Origin of the sequence: Streptomyces sp. NPDC021019, assembly GCF_044333295.1 — a bacterium.
In the GTDB taxonomy this organism is placed as follows: domain Bacteria; phylum Actinomycetota; class Actinomycetes; order Streptomycetales; family Streptomycetaceae; genus Streptomyces.
Genome location: NZ_JBIRQR010000002.1, coordinates 1,107,432 through 1,125,078 on the forward strand (window position 1 = coordinate 1,107,432; position 17,647 = coordinate 1,125,078).

A 17,647-nucleotide genomic window follows, 5' to 3' on the forward strand; every position below is an offset into this window, starting at 1 on the left:
GGCAACCGCCGGCTGAGGCGGGGGCCGTGGGGGCCGGGGCGGGCAACATGGGGGCGCCGGGCGGTTTCGGTCGGGGGGCCGGGCGGAAAATGCGTGCGGGGCCCCGATGTGCGGGGGTCGGGGCGGCAGCAGGATCGGGACGTGTGCACGGCCCAGCCCGCCGCCCGTCCCCGTTCCGGAGGCCCGCCGATGACCCGACCTCCCGCCCGCACCGGTTCCGCAGGTGCGGTGTACGTCTCCCTGCTCGGCCCGCTCACGGCCCGGCTGGACGGCCGTGAGCTGCCGCTCGGCCCGCGAAAGCAGCGCCTGGTCCTCGCCACGCTGCTGGCCCGCCCCAACACCCCCGTGCCGGTCGGTGTGCTGATCGACGCGGTGTGGCCGGACGGCCCGCCCCGTACCGCCCGCAAGAACCTCCAGGTCTACGTCAGTGCCGCCCGGGCCCTCCTGGGGCCGGCCGGGGACGGGGCCCGGCACCGGGTGGTGCACGGCTGCGGGGGCTACCTCCTGCGTATCGCCGAGGGCGAGCTGGACTCGCTGCGCTTCGGGGCGCTGGCCCGCGCGGGGCGGGCGGCGGCCGGGCGGGGCGACCTGCCGGGCGCGGCCCGGCTGTTGCGTGAGGCGCTGGACCTGTGGGAGGGGCCGCCGCTGAACGACCTGCGGGACTCCGCCGAGGTCGCCGAGGAGGCCGACCGGCTGGAGGCCCGCTGCCTGACGGTGTTCGAGGACTGGGCGGAGGCCGAGATCGAGCTGGGCCGGGCCGCTGTCGCGGCGGACGGGCTGCGGGATCTGGTGGAGCGCCATCCGCTGCGGGAGCGGCTCCGGGCCGCCTGGATGAACTCCCTGCACCAGTCGGGCCGGCAGGCCGAGGCGCTGGCGGTGTACGACGACTACCGGCAGCTGCTGGCGCGGGAGCTGGGTCTGGAGCCGAGTCCGGCGATGGCGGCGCTGTACCGCTCGATGCTCGGCCGGGGGCGCGAGGCCCGGCGGCCGGCCGCCGCCCGGGAGACGGTGAGCGCGGTGGCGCTGCCCGCCTGTACGGGGGCCTTCACCGGCCGCCGCGACGAACTGCGCGGCCTGCTCGACGTGCTGGGCGGCGGCGAGGAGCGGGTGGTGGTCGTCTCGGGCCCGGCCGGGGCGGGCAAGTCGGCACTGGCGGTCCGGGCGGCCCATCTGCTCGCCGACCGCTTCCCCGACGGCCGCGTCCAGGTCCGGGTGCGCCGGGAGGACGGTACGGCGCGCGGCCCGGCGGACGTCCTGGCGGAGCTGGGGCGGCTGTGCGGGGTGGCGGGCGCCGCCCCTCCGGGGCCGGAGGCCGGGCGGGGGGACGTCCGGGCGGCGGAGGCCCTCGCGGACGCTTGGCAGGAGTGGCTGGCCCGGCACCGGGCGCTGATCGTCCTGGACGACGTGCCGGGCGAGGCGGCCGTACGGGGGCTGCTGCCGCGGTCCGGGCAGTGTTCCGTGCTGGTCACCGCCCGGGGGCAGTTGGCCGGACTCGCCCCGGTGCACCGGATCGCGTTGCCCGCGCCGGCGGACGGCGAGGCCCTGGAGCTGCTGGGGAAGCTGATCGGGGCCGGGCGGCTGCGGACCGACCCGGGTGCGGCGTTGCGGATCGTCCGGGCCTGCGGGGCGCTGCCGCTCGCGGTGGAGGTGAGCGGGATGCGGCTGGCGGTGCTGCGGCATCTGCCGCTGGCTGAGTACGCGGCCCGGTTGGAGGACCCGTCGGCCGCACTGGACGAACTGGTCGCCGGGGACGTCTCCGTACGGGATCGGCTCGCGTCCGGCTGGCGGGATCTCGCGGACGGCGAGCGGCGGGTGCTGGGGCGGCTGGCGGGGCTCGCCGAGGACGGGGGGTTCACCCTGGACAGCGCCACGGCGGCGCTGGGCTGCGGGGAGCGGGCGGCGATCCGGGCCGTCGAGTCGCTGATCGACGCCGGCGCGGTGACCTCGCCCGCCGGGGAGGTCACCGCGCACGCCGCGCTGTACGAGGTGCCGAGGCTGCTCGGCCTTTACGCCCGCGAGCGGGAGGCTCCCGCGCCCGGCGGCGCGTCCGCCGGCGCCGGCGTACCGGTCACGCCCGCGCACCCCGGCGTCCCCGCCCCCGCCGGGTCCGGATGGGGGCCGGGGCCGGCCGGCGTGCCTGCCCTGCTCCCGGACCTACCCCCGACGCCGGCCCCGGATCTCACCGGCGTACCTGCCCGCACGGTGGTGACGGCCGGTCCGCTCAGCCCAGCGTGAGCAGCTTCAGCAGGTCGTGCGGACGGGCGTCGGCGGGGGTCCCGTGGGAGGACCCGTCGGCTTCCGCCGCGGCCAGGAAGTGCAGGGCCAGCAGCAGTCCGGCCGCCCCGGTGGCCAGGTCGGCGGAGCAGCGCCGCAGCCCCGCCCCGGGCACCAGCAGCCGGTCCCCGTCGGCGACCAGGTGCCAGGACAGGTTGCGTACGGAGGCGAGGACCCCGGGGCCTGCCGGGCCCCGCTCCAACTGGCGTGCGGTGGCGACCAGTCCGGCGCGTCCCGTGAACAGCCCCGGTTCGCGGACGAACTCGTTGGTGCACCCCTTGTGCACGCCGGGCAGCAGGGCGGCGAGCGCGGGCCCCTCGTGCCGGGCCAGGTAGGCGCGGGCGACCAGGGCGAAGCCGCCGCTGCCCTGGTCGAGGTAGAGCAGGTGGCGGCGGCCGTCCTTGACCTGGACGGTGCCGTCGGGCATCGCGGTGCAGTGACCGGAGTCCCGGTACAGGGCGGTGCGGGCGGCGCGCGGCAGCCACTCCTCGCCGGTGAGCGCGTGCAGTTCGAGGTGCAGCAGGGCGACGCCGCTCAGACCGCGCAGCAGCCCCGCGGAGGGCGGGGCCGCCGGGCCGCCGCCCTGCACCGATTCGCCCCGGACCAGGCAGTCGAGGTCCCAGGCGGTGCGCAGGGCCGCGTCCACCAGCTCCGGGTCCGGGGCGGACGTGCCGGCCGTCGCCAGCCGCAGCGCGGCCAGGGCCGTGCCCGCGCGGCCGGTCAGGAGGTCGGCGGAGGCGGAGGGGTGTGCGGCGACGGTGGCCCGGGTGAACAGCTCCCGCGCCTCGTCCGGCCGGCCGAGCAGCGCCAGCACCGCCGCGGTCCCCGGCAGTCCGTCGAACAGGCCGCCGGGTGACGCGGGGTCGCGCCGGTGGGCGGCCGCCACGAGCCAGTCCGTCCAGGCGTCCGGGACGGGCGCCCCGATGCGGTGGAGGGCGTACAGGACGCCGGCGGCCCCGTGCGCCAGGTCGCTTCCGCCGGTGGCGAAGGCCTTCGGGTCGCCGGGGAAGAGCCGGTCGCGGCGCTCGGGCGTCGCGCCCGCGTGGATTCCGGCGAGCAGCCGGGTCCGCAGGCCGGCCCAGTCGGGGGCGGGGCCGTCGAGCAGGGCCGCGATCTCGCCCTCCCGGCCGTCCTCCACGGTCCGCAGGGCCGCGGGGCGGCGGGGCCCCGCGTCGGCCGCCAGGCCGTACCTGCGCCGCGCCCAGCGTTCCAGGGTCAGGGCCTTGGCCCGGTCGTGCCCGGCCATCTCCATCAGGGGCATCAGCATGGAGAGCCAGGTCGCCCAGAGCGCGTAGGCGTCGGCCTCGGCGCCGGAGGTCCCGGCGGGCGCCTGGAGGCCCGGCGCGCCCGCCGTCGGGGTGTCCCGGTCGTCGAGACCGGTGGCGTACTCGAAGTCGATGAGGGCGACGCGGCCGTCGGGGCGGACGATGATGTTGTTGGGGTGCAGGTCGCCGAAGCGCAGGCCGCGCCCGTGCACGGCCGCGAGCGCCCGCGTGAGCTGTTCGGTCACGGAGTCCACCCACGCGGTGTACGGGGCGAGTTCGGCGGCCGTGCCCGCCCCGCGGACGAGGGCGAAGCGGGCGACGATCTCTTCCAGGAGGGTGGTCCCCTCGATGTGCTCCTCGATCAGGAAGTGGTGCTCCCACACGGTCGTCACCCCGTGCACCCTCGGTACGCAGTCCAGTCCGGCCAGCGCGGTCAGGGCCCGGTGTTCGCGGTGCAGACGCGTCACCGCGTCGTCGCCGGCCCCGTCGAGCCCGCAGTGCGGCCGGGCCTCGCGGAGCACCACCTGCCGGCCGGTCTCCCGGTGCCGGGCCAGGTAGATCCCGCCCGCGTTGGAGAACTGGAGGGCCGAGAGGACGGTGTAGGGGAAGGCGGCGTCCCCGGCGGCGGCGCGGGCCGCCAGGTGCGGGCGCAGCGCCCCGGGGACGGTGACCCACGGCGGCACCCGGAACACCACCCCGCGCTCGTCGGGCACCAGTTCGCCCGAGGGGTGGCGCAGGGCGGGGACGCTTTCGCCGTCCGCGTCCCGGCACCAGCGGGCGGTGAACGCCCCGTACCGGACGTGCACCGGGGTGTCGCCGATCCGGAGGTCGCTGAGGATGTACGGGCCGCGCCGTCCGGCGAGGGCACGGGTCAGGTCGTCCAGGACCCGCAGGAAGACGGTCTCGTCCGGCGGATAGAGCGTGAGGAACTTCCCCGCGCCGGAGCGGGACATGTACTTGCCGGACATCAGCAGAAGCGCCTGCTCGCTGCGGAGGAACTTGAACGGCACCCTGTGGGAGAGGCAGACGCCGGTGGTGTCGCGCAGGGTCGCCTCCGCCTCCTCCGGGACGGTGGAGACATGGATCTTCCACCCCTGCTCGGCCGGTTCACCGTGGTCGGGCAGCATCGAGGTCCACAGCCCGCCCGGGGTCCGGCGCCAGCCCTCGGGGGGCGGGGCGGCGTCCAGCGGGTAGCGGGTCTCCTCGTCCCGCAGCCGGGCCGGGGTGTCGTAGTACGTACGGTCGGCGAGGCAGTAGAGCTGGGTCTGCTGCGGTCCGGGCACGGCGGTCCTCCTCAGAGCGGGCCGGGACGACCGGCGGTGTCGGGGGTGGGTCGGGCCGGGGCTTCCTCCACGGCGGCCCCCCGGTGGGCCCGGGCGGCTCCGGCCGGTTCGGGAGCGGGTGCCCCGGGCGTCCGCGGACCGGGAGGCGTCTGCGTCACGCCAGGCGTCTGTGTCGCGTCAGGCGTCTGTGTACCGGCGGGCGACGGGACCGCACCGGCCCGCACGGAGGGGGCGAACGTCACCACCGCCGCCGAGACGGCCAGCACGCACCCGGTCACCCCGAAGGCCGCGCGGCTGCCCAGGGCGGTCAGCAGAGCGCCGCCCGCGAGCGGTCCGAACGGCTGGACGACGGAGGACAGGAAGCTCGCCGCGCTCTGCACCCGGCCGAGCCGGTCCTCCGGGGTGACGACCAGCAGGGTCGAGAGGAAGCCGATGCTGGCGATCGTCGACAGGCACATGCAGAGCGCGCACAGCAGACCGGCCAGCAGCGGGCTGCTGAGCCAGGCCAGCGCGGCGGCCGTCCCGACGCAGCTCCAGCAGGTGATGACGATGAGTGTCCGGACGTGGCGGTCGGGTGCGAGCCGGGGCGCGAGCAGCGCGCCGACGAGGGCGCCCGCCGAGACGCAGGTGATGACGAAGCCGCCGCCGAGACCGGAGCGTCCGCCCTCGGAGAAGACGGCGAGCGCGGTGAAGGTGAGGGCGCCGAAGGCGAAGTTCATGCCCAGGCCGAAGACCAGCAGCACCGTGCGCAGGTAGGGCAGTTGCCACAGGAAGGTGAGGCCGGCGGTCAGCTCCCGGCGGCTGAACACCGAACCGGCCTTGGTCCTGGCCTCCGAGCGGGTCCGCACGAGGGCCACGCAGACCGTCGAGAGCAACAGTCCGAGGAACTGCGCGGTGAAGGGCAGCGCTTGGTGCACGCCGAACAACGCGCCGCCGACGAGCGGGCCGACCAGCCGGACGGTGGAGGTACGTGCCTGGAGGCGTGCGGTCGCCGTGCCCATCTGGTCCGGCGGCACCACCGCGCGCATCAGGCCGAAGGCGGCGGGGGCGTAGACGCTGTTCAGCACGGCCCCGGCGGTCGCGACCAGCAGGACGAGCGCCATCGGGGCGCTCCCGTTCCACACGGCGACGGTCAGGGCGGTGACCGCGGCCAGGCTCCCCACGTCGCACAGCCGCATCAGGCGGCGGCGTTCGACCCGGTCGGCCATGACCCCGCCCGGCAGCATGGTGATCAGCACGGCGCCGACGGACACCGTCCCCACGAGGCCGGCCTGCACGGCGGAGCCGGTCTCCTTGAGGATGAGCAGGGGCAGCGCGAGGGCACCCATCTGGCTGCCCAGAACGGCGAAGAGGCCGCTCATCCAGAGCAGCCGGAAATCCCGGTTGGAGCGGAGCGACGCGGCCATCGGAGGGCTCCCGAAGATCGGCGGGCAGGACGGTGGTCGGGCAGGGCGGGGTGAGGGGCGCGCACCCCGCTGTGCCGAAGCGGGTCATGTGGCGGGGCGGGGTGCGGCGGGGCGGCTCCCGTCTTCACGGAGCCTCCCCCGCACCGCCTGTCCGCCGTCCGGGCGCCGCGGCGACGAGGCGTCGGCCTCGTCGCCGCGGCGCACGGCCCGGTGGGATCAGCGCTGCGCTTCGACGACGCTCAGCACGCTGATGCAGTTGCCGTCGGTCTGGTCGCCGCCCTGGGCGGCGGTCTCCTGGAGGTCCAGCACGGAGTGCGCCTCGACCTCGGGGGTCTCGTCGGCGGCGGGCTTGGTGTTCTCGGACATGGCGATCTCCATCCACTCGTCACTGCGATGACAGGAAGCTGCGGGACGACCGGGCCCCCGGGGAGCTGCCCCTGGGCGTCCGGTGCGGGGATCAGTTCTCGACGACGCTCAGCACGCTGATGCAGTTGCCGGGGGGCGCGATGATGTCGCGGTCGACGTTGACCGCGGTCTCCTGGAGGTCCAGCACGGAGTGCGCCTCGACCTCGGGGGTCTCGTTGGTGTCGTCGCCGGCGGGCTTGGTCTTCTCGGACATGGCGGTCTCCATCCACTCGTCACTGCGGGTCCGGGGTCCGTGGGGCGCGCCCCTCGGTGTCCGGTGCGGCCGGCCGGTGCCTGCCGTTGCCGAGAAAGTTAGGAAGCCGGGCCTGGCGATCGCTTCGGCGGCGGTATGGCGTCGGTATCGGGCCAGTCCGGAGGGAGGGAAGCACTGCTTTCCGGCCTCGCCGACGGCCCGGGTCCCCGCCCCCACCTGGGCCCATACCGCCGCTGAAGCCCCGCCGGACCGTCCGTGAACCGGTGGCGCGCAGCCTGGGTACGCGCCCGACGCGCCCCGGTCCCGAAGGAGGCGGCCCGCATGGAACTCGCCGAACTCGTCGCACAGCGGCCCTACCCGGCCGCCGGTCTGCTTCTCGGCCTCACCCGGCGCTGCCCCCTGCGCTGCGCGCACTGCTCGACCGGGTCGGACCTGTTCACCCGGGAAGAGCCGGACGGCGGTCAACTGGAGCGCTTCGTCGGATCGTTCAGCGAGGAGAACCGGCCCGACGTCGTCATGCTCACCGGCGGGGAGCCGCTGCTGCTGCCCGCGCTCGCCGAACGGCTGAGCGCGCTGGCGCACCGCGCCGGGTCCCGTACCGCGCTGCTCAGCGGCATGTTCTTCGCCCGGTCCTGGGACACACGGTCGGGAGGCAACCCGTCCGGGAGCCGCCGGGACCGCGGGGACGCCCGGGGCGGTCGGACCGGTCGGGGCGGAGAGGCGATTCCCCCCGCGATCCTGCGCGCGATCCGCTCCGTCGACCATTTCTCGGCCTCCCTCGACGTCCACCACGAGCGCGAAGTCCCGCGCGCCGACGTCTTCCGGGCCCTGCACCGGATCCGGGACGAGGGCGTGGCCGTGAGCTTCCACCTCACCGGGACCGGCGCGTCCGACCCGTATCTGGCCGACATCACCCGGGCGGTGGAGAAGGAGTTCGGCGGCCGGGTCCCCTGCCTGGTCAACGAGGTGCGGCCGTTCGGCCGGGCCGCCTCCTGGGCCAGGCCCGCCCGGATCGGCCCCGACCCGGCGGCGGCGTCGCCGTGCTCGATGGCCGCCTGGCCCGTGGTCGCCTTCGACGGGCGGGTGCTGGCCTGCTGCAACCAGGACACCGTCGACCAGCGGCCCGTCCCGGCCCATCTGGACCTCGGGCACATCGGCGTCGACGACTGGGCGACCGTGCGCCGCCGGGCGCTGGAGTCGCCGGTGCTGCGCATGGTCCGCACGGTCGGGCCCGCGCATCTGGCCGCCCGGTACGGCTCCGGCCCCCGGGCGGGCTCCTACTGCGACGGCTGCCGGGCGCTGGGCGGCGACGAGGCGGCGGCGGCCGGGGCCCGTGCGGTGGCGGGCGGGGCGGCCGGAGCGCTGCTGGACCTGGCGGCCGCGGTGCGCGGCTCCCAGGAGGGTGCGCAGGGTGTCGTGCGCCGCCACGGCTGCGCGGCGTACGCGCCCCTGGTCGTCGCGGGCGGGTCGCCGGCGCCGGAGCCCGACGCGCCGGACGTCCGATGAGCGCGGTGTCAGGCGGTACGCGGCTCGGGGGCGCGGGGGCCTCCGCACGCCTGCGGGTCAAACTTCTCCTCCTGGAACCGGAGTTCCGGGCAGCGACGCACCATATGTGGCGTTCCGAGGGGCTGTTGCCCCGCTACCGGACGTATCTGTGCACGATGCACGCCGTCATCCGCGCCTCCGTCCCGCTGATGGAACTGGCCCTTGGCCGGGCCCGCGCCCGGGCCGCGTCCGGCGATCCGCTGGCGGCGCCGCTCGCCGCGTACCTGGAGGAGCACATCCGGGAGGAGGAGGGCCACGACGCCTGGCTGCTGGAGGACCTCCGGGCGGCGGGCGGCGCTCCCGAGGACGCGCTGGGTCCGCTGCCCTCCCCCCTGGTCGCCTCGCTCGTCGGATCCCAGTACTACTGGATCGAGCACCACCACCCGGTAGCTCTGCTCGGCTACATCGCCGTGCTGGAGGGCTACGCGCCGGCAGCCGGCCTCACCGGCCGCATCACCCGGCTGACCGGGCTGCCCGCCGCCGCACTGCGCACGGTTCGGGAGCACTCGGTGCTCGACACGGAACACCTGAACGAGCTGTACGCGCTGCTGGACCTGCTGCCGCTCGGCCGGGGGCCCGAAGCGGCCGTGGCGGTCAGCGCGCTGCACTCCCTCGACGCGCTCACCCAGCTGTTCGTCCGGCTCGGGCGCTCCGCACCGGCGCCGTCGCTGCGGGGAGCCGGACCCGTCCCACCGATGGGAGCCACACCATGACCGGACCACCCCAGAACGGCGAACGACCAGCGCTGCCCGACGCGTTGTACGAGGCGGGCTTCCCCGTGGACCTGCTCACCGAGGAGCAGCGCGAGGTCCTGAGCGGGCTGACCCCGCAGGAACTTGACGTCCTGCTGGACATCAGGAGGCGGCTGGACGCCGTGGGGCCGGAGGTCCAGGCGCACGGCGAGATCGCCGGCGGAGCCCTGTTCTGACCGGAGACCGATCAGCGGTACGGGCCCGGCTCCGGCGACCGGCACCGGGCCCGTACCCGCCCGGGGGCACGACGTCACCACGTCACCACGTCGCGCTGTCACCACGTCACGGCCTCAGGACGTCCCCGGTACCGCCGCCCGCCCCGTTCGCCCGACCGCACGCGCCCGGTGCGCACGACCGCCGGCCGCACGACCGCCGGCCGCACGACCGTTGACCGCGCAGCCGTCGACCGCCCAACCGTTGACCGCACAACCGTTGACCGCACGGCCCCGGGAGAGAAGGACCGCCATGAACTGCCCCTCGTGCCAGCAGGATCTGCCGCCGACGGCCCGGTTCTGTTCGTCCTGCGGGATGCCGTGCGCGACCGCCGCCGACGGGACCGGACCGGCCCCCGCCGTGCCGCACGGTGACGAACGCAAGCCGGTGACCGTGCTGTTCTGCGATCTCGTCGGGTCCACCGCGCTGTCCGGGGTGCTCGACCCGGAGACGCTGCGCGCGGTGACCCTGCGGTACTTCGAGGCGATGAGCGCGGAGATCGTGGCGCGGGGCGGCACCCCGGAGAAGTTCATCGGGGACGCGGTGATGGCGGTGTTCGGCGTACCGGTGGTCCGTGACGACGACGCCCGCCGGGCGCTGGCGGCGGCGCTCGGGATGCGCAGGGCGCTGGCCCGGCTGAACGAGGAGCTGGAGGCCACCCTGGGCATCGAGCTGGCCACGCGGATCGGCGTCAACACCGGCCAGGTGGTGGCGGGTTCGGACGCGACCGCGCGTCAGGCCCTGGTCTCCGGGGAGACCGTCAACATCGCCGCGAGGCTGGAGCAGAACGCGGGCCGCGGCGAGATCCTCATCGGCCCGGGGACTCTGCTCGCCGCCGGCCCGACGGTGAGCGCGGAGCCCACCGGGCCACTGCGGCTGAAGGGCAAGCGGGACAGCGTGGAGGCCTACCGGCTGCTGGCGCTGGGCGCGGACGACCCCGAGCTGCTGCGCCGCTTCGACGTCCCCTTCGTCGGCCGCGACGCCGAACGGCAGGCGCTGGACGCCGCCCTGGAACGGGCCGCGCACGGTGGCGGTGCCGGACCGCTGCGGGTCACCGGGGAGGCGGGCATCGGCAAGACCCGGCTGGTACGGGAGTGGCTGGCGCGGCGGTCGGCGTCCGGAGTGCTCGCGTACGGCGCGGGGCGGTGCCGCAGTTACGGGGACCACGGCACCCTCGCCCCGCTGGCCGACGCGGTGCGTTCGCTGGTGGCGGCCGGGCCCGCGCCCGAGCCCCCGCCCGAGCCAGGTCCCGGGCCCGCGCCCCGTCCCGCGGACGACGCGAGGGACACGGCGGGCGGGCTGGCGGTCGACGACGCGATGGCCCTGCTGTCCGGGGGCCTGCTGCGCGACGGCACGCCGAACGCGCCCTTCGAGGACATGTGCGCGGCTCTGACGGCGGTCCTGGAGCGGGCCGCCCGGTCCCGCCCGGTCGTCCTGGTGCTGGACGACTGGCACGCGGCGGCCCCGCTGCTGGTCCGCACGGTGCACCGGCTGACGGACGGCCCGGGGTGCGCGGGGGTGCTGGTGCTCTGTGCCGGGCGGCCCGACGGGCCGGATGGCGCGGAGGGTGCGGACGGGCCGGACGAGGGGGGCGGGCTTCCCGCCGGCGCGGGGCGCCTCCAGCTCACCGGACTGCCGCCCGAGGAGGCGGCGCGGCTCGCCGCCGGTCTCGCCGGTCCGGACGGCGGGCCCGCCCCGGTGGACGACCGGCTCCTTGCCCGGGCCGGGGGCAATCCGCTCTACCTGGAACAGCTCCTGGTCGGCGACCGCCCGGAACCGGCGGTCGCCTCCCGCCCGGGGGGACCGACCGCCGAGGAGGACCTGCCGCCCACGCTCCAGGCCCTGCTGGGCGCGCGCATCGGGGCCCTGGCCCGGGCGGAGCGCGGAGTGGTGGACCTGGCCGCGGTGATCGGCCGGGAGTTCACCGCTCCGGAGCTGGTCCGGCTGGAGCTGTCCGTACGGGCCGGGGAGGGCCACGGGGCCGGGCAGCCGGCCGGGACGACCGGTGCGGCCCCCGAGCACCGGCGGCGCGTCGAGGAGGTGCTGGCGGTGCTGGGCCGCCGCCGTCTGGTGGAGTCGGGGCCGCCGGGGGGCCGGGAGGCGGCGGCGTACCGGTTCAGCAGCGGACTGGTGCACGAGGTCGCGTACGCCTCGCTGTCCAAGCGGGCCAAGGCGGAGCGCCATGCCTGGGCGGCGGAGCTGCCCAGTGTGCTGCGGAGCGGCGACGGCGCGGTCGGCGGCCATCTGGAGCGCGCCTATCGCTACCGCGCGGAGCTGGGCCTGCTCGACGATCCGGCCCGGCGGCTGCGCGAGCGGGCCGCCGCCGCGCTGGGCCGGGCGGGGGCCCAGGCCGCCGCCCGGTCCGACCTGCACTGGGCGCACGGCCTGCTGGAGCGGGCGGTGGACCTGTGCCCCGGGGATCCGGCGGCGACACGGCGGCTCGGCGAGGTACGGGTGGCGCTGGGCCGCACCGGGGAGGGAGCCGAACTGCTGCGCCTCGTGAGGGACTCGGGGTCCGACCCGGTGGAGGCCGCGCATGCCCGCCTCGCGCTCGCGGTGCTGGATCCGGGCGGTCCGGGCCCCGGCCCCGCCACCGTGGCCCGGGCCGTGCTGCCGGTGTTCGAGGCGGCCGGGGACTCGGCGGGCCGGGCGCGGGCCCATCTGCGGCTCGCCCAGCAGTTCCAGCGGTCCGGGCGGCACGAGGAGGCGGAGCGGGACCAGGCGCGGGCCCTGGAACACGCGGTGCTGGCCGGTGCGGAGCCGGAGCGGGCCGGGGCGCTCGGCGCGATCGGCGTCTCCCTGTGGCGGGGGCCGGTTCCGGTGCCCGCCGCGGTGGTCCGCTGCCGGTCGCTGCTGGCGGCGCACGGGGCGGGCCGGCCCACGGTCCGAGTCACCCTCAACTGCCCGCTGGCGGTGCTGTACGCGCTCCAGGAGCGGCCGGACGAGGCGTACCACTGCCTGGCCGAGGCGGAACGACTCGCGGGGAAGCTGGGGTTCGCCGAGGCGGAGGTCTTCCTCCCGGTGTTCCGGGCGACGGTGGAGGGGCTGCTCGGCAACGGCACGGTGGCCCTGGACCTGCTGGGCCGGGCGGACGCGGCGGCCCGGCGTACGGGGGCGGCCGGGATGCGGACGGCGGTGGCGCTGGACGCGGCCCGCCTGGAGCTGGACGCGGGCCGGGAGGCTCCGGCGGCCGCCCGGCTGGCAGGCGTCGGCGACACCTCGGGGCTGAGCCGGGCGGACGCGGTGGACCTGGCGGGGCTGCGGGCCCGGCTGACGGTGCGGGACCGACCGGAGGAGGCGGCGGAACACGCGGAGCGGGCGGTCCGGGCCTCGCTGCTCACGGATTCCCCGCTGGTGCAGGCGACGGCCGAGCTGGACCGGGCGCACACGCTCGCCGCCCTGGGCAGGTGGCCGGAGGCCGGGGCCTCGGCCCGGTCGGCCGGGGCGCACTTCACGGGCAAGGGGCATCTGCCGGGGGTGCGCCGGGTCTCCGGCTTCCTCGCGCACCCGCCCCGGCCCCTGGCCACGACGAGGGAGAGGAGCTGACCGATGACGACCACGGAACCGGAACGGCCGCGGACGGAACGGGAACGGGCACGGTCGGAACCGGAACGGCCGAGGGCGGGAACGGGGGCGGGCCAGCCGCGGACGGCCCCGGGAGCGCGCGGGGCCCCGGGGCAGGGGCTGACCTGGAGCCTGCGCGGCCGCGGCCCGGAGGACGTGCCGGTGCTGGCGGACCCCGGGCCGCCGCTCGGCCGCCCCGCCGGGCCCGCCACCGGGCGCGGCGTCCGCGTGTGCGTGGTGGATTCGGGCGTGGAGCGGGACCATCCGCTGATCGGCCCGCTGGCCGGTTCCTGGGTGGTCGTGAAGGACGCGGAGCGCGGGGAGATCACGGTCGAGCCGACGACCACCGGGGACACCTGCGGGCACGGCACCGCGTGCGCGGGCATCGTCCGCCGGACCGCCCCGGAGTGCGAGATCCACAGCGTGCGGGTGCTCGGGGAGCGGTTCTCCGGCACCGGCGACGTCCTGATGGCCGGGCTGCGCTGGGCGGTGGAGCAGGGCTTCGACGTGGTCAACCTCAGCCTGTCGACGACCCGCACGCGGTTCGCGCAGGAGCTGCACAGTCTGGCCGACAGCGCCTACTTCGCCCGTACGGTGATCGTCGCCTCGGCCCACAACACCCCGGTGGAGAGCTTCCCCTGGCGGTTCGCTTCGGTGATCTCGGTGGGCAGCCACCAGGAGGACGACCCCCAGCTGCACCTGTACAACCCGGAGCCCCCGGTGGAGTTCTTCGGTCCCGGCCAGAACGTGACCGTGCCGTGGCTGGGCGGCCGGACGATCCGCACCACGGGGAACAGCTTCGCCACGCCGTACGTCGCCGGGCTCTGCGCCCGCCTGCTGTCCGCGCATCCGCGCATGACGGCCTTCCAGCTCAAGAACGCCCTCTATCTGTCCGCGGCCAATGTGCGCCACGCGCCGCGTCCTTCCACTGCGGCAGGAGATACCCGCGATGACTCCGAGAACTGATCCCGCTCCCTCCCTCTCCCCCGGCTCCGCCCCGGTCGCCGACGCCCGGACCGCCGACGCGCCGCGCAGCGAGTTGCTCCAGTCGGTCGTCGACGTGGCCCGCGCCATCTTCGGGGCCGAGGCCAGCTCGGTCTTCCTGCTCGACGAGGAGGCGGACGAGCTGGTCTTCCAGGCCGTTTCCGGGCAGGGCGAGGAGTTCCTCGTGGGCCGCCGGTTCCCGGCCGGCCGCGGGATCGCCGGGTGGGTGGCGACCTCCGGCGAGCCGATGGTGGTGGACGACCTGAGCGCCGATCCGTCCTTCGACCGCTCGCTGGCCGAGTCGACCGCGTACGTGCCGAACGCCCTGATGGCGGCCCCGCTCATCAGCGACTCCCGGATCCTCGGCGTGCTGGAGGTGCTGGACCCGTCCCCCCAGGCCAGGTCGGGCGTCCGGGAGCTGGACCTGCTCGCGATGTTCGCCCGCCAGGCCGCCGCGGCGCTGCGGGTGGTCACTCCGGAGCGGGTGCGGGAGGCCGAGCGGCGCGCGGCGGCGGGGACCGGCGCGCTGGAGGGTGCGCGGCGCGAGGACGCGCTGAAGCTGCTGGGTAGCCTGGAGCGACTGCTGCGGGGCGTCGGCTGAGAGAGGCCGGGGGCCGCACCCGTCGCCCGGAGGGGCGTAGCCACCGGCCCGGCGGGCAGGAGCGGGGCGTCGGCACAAGGGAAGGACACGCACGATGAAGCTCGCTTTCTCCACCCTCGGGGTGCCGGGAACGCCGGTCTCCGAGGTCGTCCGGCTCGCCGCCGGGAACGGCTACCAGGGGGTGGAGCTGCGCGTCCACCCCGAGGAGCCGGTGCACCTGGGGCTGTCGTCGTTGGAACGGGCCGATGTGGTCGAGGCGTTCAAGGCCGGCGGGGTGGAGATCCTGGGCCTCGCCGGGTACGTGAAGGTGGCTGCCGAGGGGGACGACGAGCCGGTTCTGGCCGAGCTGTCCGAGCTGGTGAAACTCGCCCGGGACCTGGGCGCGTCCTCCGTCCGGGTCTTCCCGGGCGGCGGCGACCAGGAGGAGGCGGAGGCCGACGCGACGGCCGCCCGGCGGCTCGGTGCGGCGGCGCCGACCGCCGCGGACATGGGTGTGAGCATCCTGCTGGAGACCCATGACTCGCACCGGGCGGGCCTCGATGTCGCCCGGATCGTCGCCGCGGTCGGGCACCCCCGGGTCGGCGCGATCTGGGACGTGCTGCACACCTGGCTCGCCGGTGAGGAGCCGGCTGCCAGTCATGCGGTGCTCGCTCCGCACCTGGGCTACGTCCAGGTGAAGGACGTCGCCTCGGCGGACGATCTCACTCCGGTGGCGCTGGGCTCCGGGGTGGTTCCGCTGGCGGACTGCCTGGACCTGCTCGGCCCGGACACGTGGGTGTGCTGGGAGTTCGAGAAGCGCTGGCACCCGGGGGCGGCGGAGCTGCCGGGTCTGCTGGGCACGGGGCGCGAACACCTGCTGCGGCTCGGAGCGCCGAAACAGTAGGGGCGAAGCAGTAGGGGCGAAGCAGTAGCGCCGGGGCGGCAGCGGCGGGACGGTACGAGAGCGCGGGGGCCGACGCGGGACGGCGCACCCCGCGCTTTCGTGTGCGTACGGGGACGGCGCACCCCGCGCTTTCGTGTCCGTACGGGGACGGCGCACCCCGCGCTTTCGTGTGCGTACGGGGACGGCGCACCCCGCGCTGTCGTGTCCGTACAAGGGGGCGCGCCCGGGTGCTTCCGGGCTCGTGCGGGGCGGCGCGCCCGTGCTGCCGGTCCGTCCGTTCGTGTCCCTCCGTTCGCGTGCGGGGCGTGTCGCGGGCGGCCCGCCCTCTTGACCGGAAGTTATTTTCCCTATAAGCGTACTCACTTGAAAGTTTCTTTCACCCCGGGAAGGAGCTCACGTGCCCCACCGCACCTCAAGACGCACCCTCCTCACCGCCACCGCGGCCGCCACGGCGGCGGCGGCCACCGGCGCCCTCGCCACCCCCTCCGCCGCGTCCGCGCCCACCACGAACGCCTCCACCGACCGCAGGCTGCGACGGATCATCGCCGGGATGAGCCTGGAGGAGAAGGTCGGCCAGCTCTTCGTGATGCGGGTCTACGGGCACTCCGCCACCGACCCCGACCAGGCCGACATCGACGCGAACCTCAAGGAGATCGGGGTCCGTACGGCCGCCGAGCTGATCTCCACCTACCACGTCGGCGGGATCATCTACTTCACCTGGGCGCACAACACCCGCGACCCCCACCAGATCGCCGACCTCTCCAACGGCCTCCAGCGCGCCGCGCTCGCCGGGCGCTCCCGGCTGCCGCTGCTCGTCTCCACCGACCAGGAACACGGCATCGTCTGCCGGGTCGGCGAACCCGCCACCCTCCTTCCCGGCGCGATGGCGCTCGGCGCGGGCGGATCGCGCTCCGACACCCGCCGGGCGGCCTGGATCGCGGGCGCCGAGCTGGCCGCGCTCGGGATCAACCAGAACTACGCGCCGGACGCCGACGTCAACGTCAACCCGGCCAACCCGGTCATCGGCGTGCGGTCCTTCGGCTCCGACCCCGCCGCGGTGGCCGCTCTGGTCGCGGAGCAGGTGAGGGGCTATCAGGGCGCGGGCATCGCATCGACCGCCAAGCACTTCCCCGGCCACGGCGACACCAGCACCGACAGCCACACCGGGCTGCCCGTCATCAACCACACCCGCGCGCAGTGGGAGGAGCTGGACGCCCCGCCGTTCCGCGCCGCGATCCGGGCCCGTATCGACTCGATCATGACCGCGCACATCGTGGTCCCCGCCCTCGACCCGTCCGAGGACCCGGCCACGCTCTCCCGGCCGATCCTCACCGGCATCCTCCGCGAGGAGCTGGGCTACGACGGGGTGGTGGTCACCGACTCGCTCGGCATGGAGGGGGTGCGCACGAAGTACGGCGACGACCGCGTGCCGGTCCTCGCGCTACTGGCGGGCGTGGACCAGCTGCTGAACCCGCCGAACCTCTCGGTCGCCTGGAACGCCGTGCTGAAGGCGGTGCGGGGCGGTGAGATCAGCGAGGCGAGAGTCGATGAATCGATCCTGCGGATCCTGCGGCTGAAGAGCCGACTGGGCCTGTTCCGCGACCCGTTCGTCAGTCGGCGGGGCGTCGAGCGCACGGTCGGCAGCCGCGCCCACCGGGCCGCCGCCGACCGGATCGCCGAGCGCACGACGACCCTGCTCGCCGACCCGGGCGCCCTGCTGCCGCTATCCCGCCGCAGCCACCGCGATCTGCTGGTGGTGGGGGCCGACCCCGCCTCCCCCTCCGGGACCACGGGTCCGCCGACCAGCACCCTGCGAGACGCCTTCGCCGAACTGGGCTTCGCCGCGACGGCGTTGTCCACCGGGACGGCCCCGAACCAGGCGAAGATCGCCGAAGCGGTCGCCGCCGCCGAAGGCAGGGACGCGGTGGTCGTGGCGACGTACAACGTCACGGCGACCAGCTCGCAACGCACCCTGGTCAGGGCGCTCGTGGCGACCGGCGTCCCGGTGGTCGCCGTCGCGGTCCGCAACCCGTACGACGTCGCCCACCTCACCGGGACCGGAGTCGCCGCGAGCCTCGCCGCGTACTCCTGGACCGACGTCGAACTGCGCGCCGCCGCCCGGGTGATCGCGGGCCACGCCGATCCGGAGGGCACCCTCCCGGTCCCGGTGCAGCGCGCGGACGACCCGACGCAGGTGCTGTATCCGGTGGGTCACGGGCTGTCGTACTAGGGCGACCGGACGGCACCGCCCTCCGGCC

At 76.0% G+C, this 17,647-nt stretch carries 13 protein-coding genes; 9 read left to right on the top strand and 4 right to left on the bottom strand.

The window, feature by feature from the left end:
* The first annotated feature begins 189 nt into the window (after positions 1-189).
* Positions 190-2,235: a BTAD domain-containing putative transcriptional regulator gene (locus ACH4RG_RS15980; RefSeq protein WP_397928027.1), complete on the top strand. Its 2,046-nt coding sequence runs from the start codon at positions 190-192 to the stop codon at positions 2,233-2,235.
* On the opposite strand, the gene lanKC is transcribed toward ACH4RG_RS15980, so the two are convergent.
* The 4 genes from lanKC to ACH4RG_RS16000 form a co-directional block, all read right to left on the bottom strand.
* Positions 2,222-4,822 (bottom strand): class III lanthionine synthetase LanKC, encoded by a 2,601-nt coding sequence (gene lanKC, locus ACH4RG_RS15985; protein WP_398160595.1) that lies wholly within the window; start codon positions 4,820-4,822, stop codon positions 2,222-2,224. The genes ACH4RG_RS15980 and lanKC overlap by 14 nt on opposite strands.
* A gap of 11 nt (positions 4,823-4,833) precedes the next feature.
* Positions 4,834-6,228 (bottom strand): MFS transporter, encoded by a 1,395-nt coding sequence (locus tag ACH4RG_RS15990; protein WP_398539689.1) that lies wholly within the window; start codon positions 6,226-6,228, stop codon positions 4,834-4,836.
* 216 nt (positions 6,229-6,444) lie between these two features.
* Positions 6,445-6,594, bottom strand: coding sequence for a hypothetical protein (locus ACH4RG_RS15995; protein WP_397916951.1), 150 nt, complete (start codon positions 6,592-6,594; stop codon positions 6,445-6,447).
* A 91-nt stretch (positions 6,595-6,685) separates the two neighbouring features.
* Positions 6,686-6,847, bottom strand: coding sequence for a hypothetical protein (locus tag ACH4RG_RS16000; protein ID WP_397916952.1), 162 nt, complete (start codon positions 6,845-6,847; stop codon positions 6,686-6,688).
* Between the two features lie 321 nt (positions 6,848-7,168).
* Here ACH4RG_RS16000 and ACH4RG_RS16005 point away from each other — a divergent pair, with 321 nt between their 5' ends.
* The 8 genes from ACH4RG_RS16005 to ACH4RG_RS16040 all read left to right on the top strand — a co-directional run bounded on the left by ACH4RG_RS16005 (position 7,169) and on the right by ACH4RG_RS16040 (position 17,619).
* Positions 7,169-8,353: a radical SAM protein gene (locus tag ACH4RG_RS16005; RefSeq protein WP_398160593.1), complete on the top strand. Its 1,185-nt coding sequence runs from the start codon at positions 7,169-7,171 to the stop codon at positions 8,351-8,353.
* Positions 8,350-9,105: an iron-containing redox enzyme family protein gene (locus ACH4RG_RS16010; protein WP_397916954.1), complete on the top strand. Its 756-nt coding sequence runs from the start codon at positions 8,350-8,352 to the stop codon at positions 9,103-9,105. Before ACH4RG_RS16005 ends, ACH4RG_RS16010 begins: the two co-directional genes overlap by 4 nt.
* The gene (locus ACH4RG_RS16015; protein ID WP_397916955.1) at positions 9,102-9,320 is read left to right on the top strand and encodes an aroma-sacti cluster domain-containing protein; all 219 of its coding nucleotides are present in this window, start codon (positions 9,102-9,104) and stop codon (positions 9,318-9,320) included. The genes ACH4RG_RS16010 and ACH4RG_RS16015 overlap by 4 nt, the downstream gene beginning before the upstream one ends.
* Before the next feature lie 289 nt (positions 9,321-9,609).
* The gene (locus ACH4RG_RS16020; RefSeq protein WP_398539690.1) at positions 9,610-12,903 is read left to right on the top strand and encodes an AAA family ATPase; all 3,294 of its coding nucleotides are present in this window, start codon (positions 9,610-9,612) and stop codon (positions 12,901-12,903) included.
* A 3-nt stretch (positions 12,904-12,906) separates the two neighbouring features.
* Entirely contained in the window at positions 12,907-13,887 is a 981-nt protein-coding gene (locus ACH4RG_RS16025; RefSeq protein WP_398160589.1) for a S8 family peptidase, read from the top strand.
* On the top strand, positions 13,871-14,506 hold the full coding sequence (locus tag ACH4RG_RS16030; RefSeq protein ID WP_397916958.1) for a GAF domain-containing protein: 636 nt from the start codon (positions 13,871-13,873) through the stop codon (positions 14,504-14,506). The genes ACH4RG_RS16025 and ACH4RG_RS16030 overlap by 17 nt, the downstream gene beginning before the upstream one ends.
* Before the next feature lie 94 nt (positions 14,507-14,600).
* Positions 14,601-15,389, top strand: a complete 789-nt coding sequence (locus tag ACH4RG_RS16035) for a sugar phosphate isomerase/epimerase family protein (RefSeq protein WP_397916959.1) — start codon at positions 14,601-14,603, stop codon at positions 15,387-15,389.
* 397 nt (positions 15,390-15,786) lie between these two features.
* Positions 15,787-17,619, top strand: a complete 1,833-nt coding sequence (locus ACH4RG_RS16040) for a glycoside hydrolase family 3 protein (RefSeq protein WP_398539691.1) — start codon at positions 15,787-15,789, stop codon at positions 17,617-17,619.
* Positions 17,620-17,647: the final 28 nt, after the last annotated feature.